This is a genomic window from Rhodoblastus acidophilus (assembly GCF_900187365.1).
Classification (GTDB): Bacteria; Pseudomonadota; Alphaproteobacteria; order Rhizobiales; family Beijerinckiaceae; genus Rhodoblastus; species Rhodoblastus acidophilus.
Genome location: NZ_FYDG01000042.1, coordinates 1 through 9547, shown reverse-complemented (window position 1 = coordinate 9547; position 9547 = coordinate 1). Strand labels below are relative to the sequence as shown.

Here is a 9547-nt window from a genome sequence, read left to right as displayed (position 1 = left end):
AGAATGGAAAATGCCGCCGCGCGAATGGGTGATGGCGAAAGCTCAATTCGCCATCCTGTTCCCGGATCGGTTCAGCTTGGCATGAAAACGGAACCGGCCTTCACACGGAATTCCTGACAGTCTCACGCAATCTCGTCACGCGCAACGATCCGCGGCGCCGGCCGCTTGCCAATTTCGGTCGAGGTCTGGGCAGCAATTTCGGACTGCACCGCACTCGCCGCCTGCACCGCAGCGCGGCGGCGGATGATTTCCGCATGACTGGAGCTAAGCCCGTCTTGCGCGGCGCGCGTGTCCGCCAACGTTTCAGAAGGATCGAAGGTCAGCAACAAATCACCGGCTTGGACCTTGCTGCCGTTATCCACGGCTATGCTTTCCACCTTGCCAGGATCAAGCGGCTGGATCACCTTTGTCTTGCTGCCCGCCTCAATCTTGCCCCAGGCGACGGCGTGCACGTCGAGCCGCCCGATGAACGACCACGCGAGCGCCACGCCGAAGAAGCCGCAGATCGTCAGCATCACGGCGATCTTTTTCGGAGCCGGCGGCGTCTCCAGGATTTCCAGAGCGGCTGGCAGGAATTCGCGATCGGCGCCTGTCACCAGGCTCGCCAAATTGGAAGCCGGCCGCTTGGACGCCGGCTGGCCGGGCGTGGGCGGCTTAACGGTCTCATTCATGTCACGCCCTCGCCTGGTCGGATTGCAGCGCCCATAGGCGCGCGTAGAGTCCGTCGGGGCGAGCCAGCAGTTCAGAATGGCTGCCCTGTTCGACGATTTCGCCGTCGCGCATGCCGATGATGCGTGAACATGGCCGGACGGCCGCGAGGCGGTGCGCGATGATGATCACCGTGCGCCCGCGCACGATCGCCTGCATATTGTCCTGGATGATGCGCTCGCTCTCGTAATCGAGCGCCGAGGTCGCCTCGTCAAAGATCAGGATGCGCGGATCGCTGACCAACGCACGCGCGATGGCGATGCGCTGCCGTTGTCCGCCAGAGAGATTGGCGCCGCGCTCCTCGATCAGCGTGTCATAGCCTTGCGGCGTCTTGGCGATGAACTCATCGGCCCCCGCGAGCTTCGCCACATGCATCACCTTAGCCCGCGGCATAGCGGGGTCGCCGAGCGCGATATTCTCGTGAATCGTGCTGTTGAACAGCATGTTTTCCTGCAACACTACCCCGATCTGCCGGCGCAGCCAGCCGGGATCGAGTTGGGCGATGTCGATGCCATCGAGCAGAATCTGACCATATTGAGGGCTGTAGAGCCGTTGAATGAGCTTCGTCAGCGTCGACTTACCGGAGCCGGATGCGCCGACGACGCCGACCACCTCGCCGGGTTGGATCGACAATGAGACACCCTTCACCACATCCGGCGTGTCCATGCGATATCGGAAGCTAATGTTCTTCAGCTCAATCCCGCCCGCCGGGCGGGGCAGGGTGAGTAGATTGGCCGGGGCCGGCTCCGGCGGCGCGTTGAGAATGTCGCCAAGCCGCTCGACCGAAATCTGAACTTGCTGGAAGTCCTGCCAAAGCTGCGAAAGGCGCAGGATCGGCTGCACGACTTGTCCCGAGATCATGTTGAAGGCGATGAGTTCGCCGACCGACATCTGCCCGTCCATCACGCTCTGCGCGCCGAAGAACAGGATCAGCGCCGTGACTGCCTTGCTGACATACTGGATGAGATTGAGGCCGACCGCGCTGAGCATGGAGGCGTCGAAGGAGGTGCGCACATAAGCGGCAAGCCGCTCCTCCCAACGCGACTGGATCATCGGCTCAACGCCAGCGGCTTTCAGAGTCTGCGCGCCGACAATGGATTCCACTAGAAATTGCTGCGAGCGAGCGCCGCGATTGAATTTCTCGTCGATCTGATCGCGCAGCAGCGGCCGGATCAATGTGGCGATCAGGACATAGGCCGGGATGGAGCCGAGCACGATCAGGGTCAGCTTGGCCGAGTAGACGAACAGCACCGCTATGAAAATGATTGTGAAGAACAAGTCGAGCAGCGAGGACAAGCCCTGCCCGGTCAAAAAGCTGCGAATCGTTTCGAGCTCGCGGATACGAGCGACCGTCTGTCCGGCGGCGCGGGTCTCGAAATAGGCCAACGGCAGGCGAAACAGGTGATGGAACAGCCGTCGGCCCAATTCCACATCAATACGGTTCGAAGTGTGGTTGAGCGTATAGGTGCGTAGATAGCTCAGTACGGTCTCGAACAAGCCGAGCGTGCCCAGGCCGACCACCAGCACAATCAGGGTGGACATGCCTTTGTGGATCAGAACCTTGTCCACCACGAGTTGAAAGAACAGCGGCGTGATCAACGCGAATAGCTGCAGAAACAGCGAGGCCACCACGGCTTGGATCAGCGGCTTGCGGTAGCGCGCGAGCGAGGGCAAAAACCATTTAAAGCCAAAAGTCTTGGGATTGATGCCAGCGCCGCCCAGCCTGCGAGCCACCAAAATGGCCTCGCCTTGAGACACGGCAAGGATGTCCTCCGCAGAAAGCTCGCGGGCGACGCGGCCGACGATATCCACTACCCGGAGCAAGCCTTTTTGCGAACCCGCCGAAAGCGCCGCGAACCCGCCGCCCTTGAGCTCGAGGATCACCGGCAGCGGTAGCGCGGCGATGCGAGCCGCGTCTAACTTGCCGACGATGCGCGCGCGCAATCCCAGCAGACTGGCTCCGCGCACGATGTCTTCGGCTCCAGCCGTCCGCCCAGTGAGGGCCAATTTATGGTGTAGCTGCGCAGGATCGCCGGCTATGCGGTAATAGCCCGCGATCATGGCGAGGCAGGCCAGCCCGGAATCGACGCCCTCGCCTAGGTCTTTTTTAGGCCGGTCCATAGCAGCGTTCGCTTCGGTCATGCAAAAACTCGTATAAAAAGTGCGCCGCAGGGCTGCACCGCCTTCCACAACGACGATGTGCTTTTCTTTACGCAATAGGCGCTTCATCGACACAAGCCAAGACGGAGCCATAGTTTATCGACAATTCTGCCGCAACTCGCCATTACGGCATGCCGCAAGAACGTGACGTGTTGCGTCAGGTGCTCCGGTTACGTTATGGAATGATGTGAAATTGGAATTAGGTTTATAAATATGCCGAATTCAGACCAATCAATGGCCGACAGTGAATTGACCGACGCAACGGACCAGGCAGCCGCGCCAAAACTCGACCCTGAGTCGGTGAAAAAGCTAGTGGACTCGCGCCAGCGGCTGCACGCCACTCTGGCGCAGGTGGTGCTGGCGATGATGAGCGCACCTCGCTACAAACATTGCTCGATCGGCGAATTGGAGCATCTGGTGGTCGACCCGTTGCTGCGCGACCGCATCGCCGTGGCCACCGCTACACCCAAAAAGGATGCAGAGCCCGGGATCAACGATGGCCAACTAGTCGGCGTGGCAATCTGGGCGAAAGTGTCACCAGAAGTGGATGTCAAAATCCGCGAACAGATCAAGGCGGGCGTTTTCCCCGTTCGGCTCAAGCCAGACGATTGGAATAGCGGTGATATAGTCTGGCTGCTGGACGTGATCGCTGCGTCGCGTCAGCAAGCGACCGCCGTGCTAGCCAACATTCGCCAAGTGGTGAAAAAGGGCAACCTGCTCGTTCATCCGATCCTGAGCAATCTGGTCGATTCCGAATGGCTGCAGAAGGCTGCAGCCGCGCGTCAACCGAGCCAATCGTAGGCCGGCTATCACGTATATGGCAGTATTTTCTTAGGGACTCGTAATTCAGTTTAATTAAGCGAGTAATCGCGATGCGCAAACCCGAAGATCGGTACGACGACACAACGCCTCAGGAACTGGTCTTTCTTGCGAGGAATCTGGCTAAGGATCCAACGCTTCAGTCTGTTTTTTCGCGCGTAGGTCTGCATAAGAACTTTGAAAGAAATACAGAGCATGCCCTTCTGATAGCGAGGCGCCAACTCTTGGCGCCAGAGCTTGAAACAAGGCCGTGCGCGAGCACGAATTTGGCTGTTGCTCAGGCTTTGGCGCGTCGTATTTTCTGCGGTACGATCAAAAACGAGGATGAAGCCGTAGCATTCGCGGCGGACCGCATTCGCCATCGCGCAGATGAGGCCGTCGAATGGAGTCGGCTGTTCATTTCTGAGATCATGGACATAATGAGGAACCTCTTAGAATCTTCGTTCTTCATTAAATTTAATGAGTATAAAGCCGATAAACGCAATGTCATTGACAATAATATAGATGTTTATGTCGAATTAACGACCTTTATCGCCGAACAGTCGTACACATACGGACTTGGTGGCCGCGGATGGACCCAGATCCGCTCTATAATTATGCCATTTTTACGTAAATATTGGTTTGACGAAATACCAGATCTTTCGGAGCAAACAGTTCAGCGCATACTCGCATCGCCTGACGAGTATCAGATATTTCGACCTGGTTTTGAGCCACGTAAAGATTAGCTATATCAGGAGCATGTCGTGTTTAATGCGAATAAGTTTTCCGACACATCATACCTAATCGATATTTTTCTTTCAGGTGGCACGCAAGCACTAGATGCAATGCGCGATAAGCTCCAAGGGCGGATCGTCCTTTCAAGTCAAGTCTTTTATGAGCTGGAACGATTTACAACTTCAAATATTGGTGGATTGCTAAATTGGGTACAGAATTCCGCCAACGCGACAATTATAAATTATACTCCTTCTGCCCTTGCGGACGCTGAACGAGCACTTGCGGCCGGAATTAGTAGTGGCGCAAGTAATTTGCAACAATTACTTCAAGACGTGAAGACGGCCAGAGATAACGCTGGCGAGGCTAGCATTCTTGAACTTTTGACTGGAAAGAAGGTTACAATTGTCGGCGGTCAAATAACAATACAAACTTCAAGCCCTCTGGCTTTGGCTCAGACCGCAATGCAGGACGCCGGAATTTCTGGAACAAGCGTCCTATTCATGGACGACAATGCTGCTATTCAAGCACTAAAGAATTCCACGACGAAAGCGACTGGATTTGCAAAATACGGGCTAGACGTTGCGCCGATCACATCTGCTCGTTTTTACAACAATATATTGCTCGGACTGGACGATAGCGAAGCAACCAAGACGCTCATTAAAAACGCAAACGAAATCCTTCGGACCGGCCGCACTATTGGAATCGGTCTTAACAAGATCGAATACCCCGTACTGAGTACCGACGCAAAAATTGATGCTAGCAACATCGCAGCTGCTACAAAGGCGGGTGCAAAGAACGTTCCCTGGTGGAAGCTCGCCTCGTACGGCATGGTTGGGGCGGTGATTGCGAAAAGTGGCATCATTTCCAATGTGATCGGCGCGGTGATCACCTCGGCCCAAGCGGAAGAACTCCGTGCCGCTGGCAACACACAAGAAGCAAACAAACTATGGATTAAATTTCTTTTTGAGACAAGTGGTGGTGTCGCGGGCGGCGTACTTGGTGCAGCGGCTGCCGAATTGGCACTCAAAGGCCAGGGCGGATCCTACAATATTGCCGCTGCGATATTAGCCTCCATTGCTGGCGCTACAGTTGGATCTTCATTCGGAGCGCAGGCTGGGGATATTGTTTATAATAATTATCAAGTTTTTATCGATCATTATATCAACCCAATATATGATACATTGTCATCAATAAACACCGATGACCCCGACGTGATTGCAAATGCCTTAGCAACTCTTATCGGCTTGGACATTACGGCGGAATATGGCAGCGCCGCATCGGACTTTCTTTTTGGCACCAAATGGGTCCGTCGAAATGGCCTTCAAGGAAATGATGTTCTCTTGGGCTGGAACGCGGACTATGTGTCGGTGGGCGGGCCTGTCGATAAAGCTGATCCTCAAAGTCTTACAACTCCTGTCGAATTACAAATGATCTTAGACGGAGGACAGGATAATGACATCGTTATAGCTCTCGGCGGAAAGAAGGCAATCACGTCTGGCGGAACGGGTCGGGACCTGATTTACAATACGTCTCAAAATGGCATTATTTGGGGCGATGTCGCAAACAGTATTCTAGACAAAGTCATTGATCAGAGATTTTATTATGATAGCACTGGGACAAAAACGTACATACAGGATAACAAGGAAAACGCCGATAATTTCGTCTGGGCTTCGGGGACCACGATTGAGGATCCGCAGTTCTACGACATACTGACTTTTTTCGGCATTCCCCTTACCAACCCGGTTGACAACGGTGGCGCGCTCTTGTCTCTGGCAGGCTTTGGCCTGGGGGGCATGGTCTTCGGCGCATCTCAGATATACAAAAAGCCGATCGACACGCTTTATTGTGACGAAATTCTGCCTTTCATAACCTACTCATTCAAGAAGCAAGACGACGGCTCCTACGATCTTCTCGTTTCGAATGTACTGACTTCGTTCCTCGATGCGCTTGACGCGTTGGCCGGGGGAAACAGCAGCTCGGGTGCCGGCGGCCTTAGCGCCGCGCTAAAAAATCACCAAGGCTATCAAACGATCAAAGATTACATCCCCGCAAAGGCGAAGGGAGATGTGCCCGCAGTCTATTCCTGGATCGAAAACCAGTATTTGGCCACCAACAGCATGGCGGGCAAGTTGGGAATGGTTTTCAAGAAAACCAACCCCATAGACGCGCTTCTGGCGATGCTGCCTCCGACTCTCATTTCGATGGCGCTGTCGGAAGGCGGACCGCTGATCGAAGAGACCATGACGCTCGCCACTTCGGTCGTTCGTATGGCGAAAGCGCTGAGGTGGTATGTCGGCGGCGATCCGCTCGTGCTCGACCTCTCCGGCGACGGCATGGCCACGCTGGCGCTCGAGCAATCAAGCGTGCATTTCGACGTCAACAACGATTTCTTCTCGGAACGCACGGGCTGGCTCGCTGGCAGCGACGAAGGTTTTCTTACTTACGACAAGAACGGCAACGGCGCGGTCGATGACGCCACCGAGCTTTTCGGCACGTTCGCCAACTCCGGCTTCGCCGACCTTGGTCAATATGACGTCAACAAGGACGGCGTCATCGACGCGTCCGACGCAATCTTCAATAAGCTGAAAGTCTGGATCGACGCCAATGACGACGGCGTCTCGCAAGCCGACGAGCTCAAGTCGCTTTCCGACCTCGGAATCATTTCGATTTCGCTGAAAGCAACCGATCTCGATGGGCAAGACGCCGGCGGCGCAACTCTGCGCGCGGCATCGATTTTCACCTATGCCGACGGCCGCAAGGGAACCGTCTACGAAACCATCTTCCAGACCGACCAGACCAGCACAATCTATCGCGGCGAAAGCGGCCAGCCCGCCTGGGCGTCTACGACCCCGATCGACGCGAAGGGCTTTGGCCGGGTGACGCGCCTCGCAATCGCCACCGCAAACGACCCCGATCTCGCCGCGCTCGTGAATTCGCGCGCGGCGGCGATGACCACGCCCGATCTGCGCACGCTGGTCAACCAAGCTTCCGACGTGCTCGGCTTGTGGGGTGAAACCCTCAATCTCACGCGCGAACTGACGCCGGTGCTGCTGCGAACGGCGGCAAACGGCGCGGCGGTGTTGCTCGACCGCGCCATCTATGTCGAAGACGCTCAGGGCGGCTATTGGACCCTTGCCTCCGGCGCCCCCGTGCGCGCCGCCGACGGCTCCGCGATCGCGCGCGCCACCCTGCAGGACGTGCTGGCGCAAGCCACGACATCCGGCGCGCAATGGCGGCTGGAGCAGATGTGGTCGCCGACCACACGCGACGCGGCGGTGAAATTCCGCGCCGACGCGCCCTATCTCGTGAGCATCGAGAACGGCCGCGCGGTGGTCAAGGATTATGGCGTTCAAAACGCCGACGGCAGCTGGCGGCTGGCGGCTGGCGAGCGGAACTGCGATCGTGGACGCCTCCGGCGCCGCGATCGACCGGCCGACTGTCGCCGATATTCTCGCACAAGGCCATGCGACCGGAACGGAATGGCGCGTCGAAAACATTGGCTACAATGCGCTCGCCGACGTCAAGGTCGAAAAGATCGGCCTCGACATCGTCAACGGCGCGGTCGTCGACTACACGGTGCAGATCGCAGACAAGGACGGAACCTTCTACGTTTGGGCGCGCAACCTGGACCGCGCTCTGGCGCTGCAGGCCAAGCAGGGCGACGCCCGCGACTACAACCTGCGCAATTACGAGATCGATTTCGCCAAGATCCAAAGCGAGGTCGATTCCACCGACGACAGCGCCAATCGCATCGAGGTGATGACCCCGGCGGAGCTCAATTTCGCGCTCCAGCTCGACAGCATTCAGTTCCAGCCCGAGATTCTGTCCGCCAGCATCAACGCGGCGACGGGCGTCGTCTCCTATTCCATAAACCAATATGGCGACTCCAGCCTGAGCGCGTCGAGCTATGTGTCGGGAGTCGACAAGACCATCGGCCTGCTCGACTCGGTGTTTAAGGAATGGATGGTGGTCAGCCGCGGGCTGGCGGCGCGCATGGCGCTACAGGGGGGTCTGAGCGCATTCGCGCAGGGCATCCGCTACGATGCGACGCTGGACAAATATGTCGCGACCACCAGCCGCCAGCTGGCGCCAGTTTTCGAGGCGATCTTCAAGGCGGCGCCGACTGAGAACACCGACAACGCCATCGCCCATTATCTCGCCAAGTGGAACGAGATCCTCTGGCAGATCTATCCCGATTACCAAATCAGTTCGGGCGATACGGTCTCGGGAGGCTCAATCGCCTTCGACCAAGTCTTCCTCATGCAGCAGATCGTCGCCGCCTATGAGGCGGTCGGCGTCAACTACGATATTCGCGGAATCGCCCACGCGCTGTCTGTCGACGATGCCAAGATCGTCACCAACACATTGACGGACAAGGCCGTTAATGGAACGAGCGGCATCGACTATTTCTATATCACCGGCGGCGATCATACGCTCAGCGGCGGCGTGGGTTCGGACTATTATTTTGTCGGCAAGGACGCTGGCTCCGACCAAATCGTCGATTACGGCCGCGGCGAGATCAACGAACTGGTATTCACCGCCGCACGGGCGGCGGACATCACGGCGGTTCGCGAAGGCCAGGACCTGATCATTTCGGTCAACGGGACCAGCACGGTCGTGCGCGTCAAGGACCAGTTCCTTGGCGAAATGAACGACTATTATGGCGATGGCGTGCAGCAGACTTCAGGCGTGGACGACATCGTCTTCGTTGATGGCACGGTCTGGGATCGCACCACGCTCTCCTTCATCGTCGCCAACGCCCGCACGCCGGATCAGGTGGTGATCGGTTCGGGTTCGGCGGATGTGCTGATCGCGGGGCCGAACGACTATTTAGGCGGCGGGGCCGGCGGCGACATTTACATCTACCGCCGCGGCGACGGTTACAATGTCATCGACGATCAAGGCAAGTTCAGTTTCGGGCCGGTCACGGCGGGACTCGATTTCCTCGTCCTCAAGGGCGGCATCTCCGCTGACAAGGTCAAGTTCACTCGCGTGGACTACGAGGGCAGCGACAGCCTGAAAATCAATGTGCTCGACGACCAGGGCGCATCGACCGACGACGTCATCGTGATCAAGGGCGCATTTCAGGGCGCCGTGCTCAACCTCGGCGCCTTCGCAAAAGTTCTGGGTTCTTCGGCGGGCTTGA

General features: G+C 57.2%; 6 protein-coding genes. 4 read left to right on the top strand and 2 right to left on the bottom strand.

Features of this window, described 5'->3' with window-relative positions; all coding sequences use genetic code 11:
• Nucleotides 1-122 precede the first annotated feature (122 nt).
• Entirely contained in the window at nt 123-671 is a 549-nt protein-coding gene (locus tag CFB24_RS21785) for a putative HlyD family type I secretion protein (RefSeq protein WP_088522718.1), read from the bottom strand.
• Nucleotide 672: 1 nt separating this feature from the next.
• Nucleotides 673-2829, bottom strand: a complete 2157-nt coding sequence (locus tag CFB24_RS21780) for a type I secretion system permease/ATPase (RefSeq protein ID WP_088522717.1) — start codon at nt 2827-2829, stop codon at nt 673-675.
• Between the two features lie 273 nt (nt 2830-3102).
• Here CFB24_RS21780 and CFB24_RS21775 point away from each other — a divergent pair, with 273 nt between their 5' ends.
• The 4 genes from CFB24_RS21775 to CFB24_RS23835 all read left to right on the top strand — a co-directional run.
• A complete protein-coding gene (locus CFB24_RS21775) occupies nt 3103-3669 on the top strand; it encodes a toxin-activating lysine-acyltransferase (RefSeq protein ID WP_088522716.1) in 567 nt (188 codons plus the stop codon).
• 71 nt (nt 3670-3740) lie between these two features.
• Complete coding sequence (locus CFB24_RS21770; protein ID WP_088522715.1) at nt 3741-4412, top strand: hypothetical protein; 672 nt, start codon at nt 3741-3743, stop codon at nt 4410-4412.
• Nucleotides 4413-4430: 18 nt separating this feature from the next.
• The gene (locus CFB24_RS23840) at nt 4431-8357 is read left to right on the top strand and encodes a hypothetical protein (protein WP_244593369.1); all 3927 of its coding nucleotides are present in this window, start codon (nt 4431-4433) and stop codon (nt 8355-8357) included.
• Between the two features lie 7 nt (nt 8358-8364).
• Nucleotides 8365-9547 (top strand): calcium-binding protein (locus CFB24_RS23835; RefSeq protein ID WP_338066180.1); only part of this gene is annotated, 1183 nt, incomplete at its 3' end.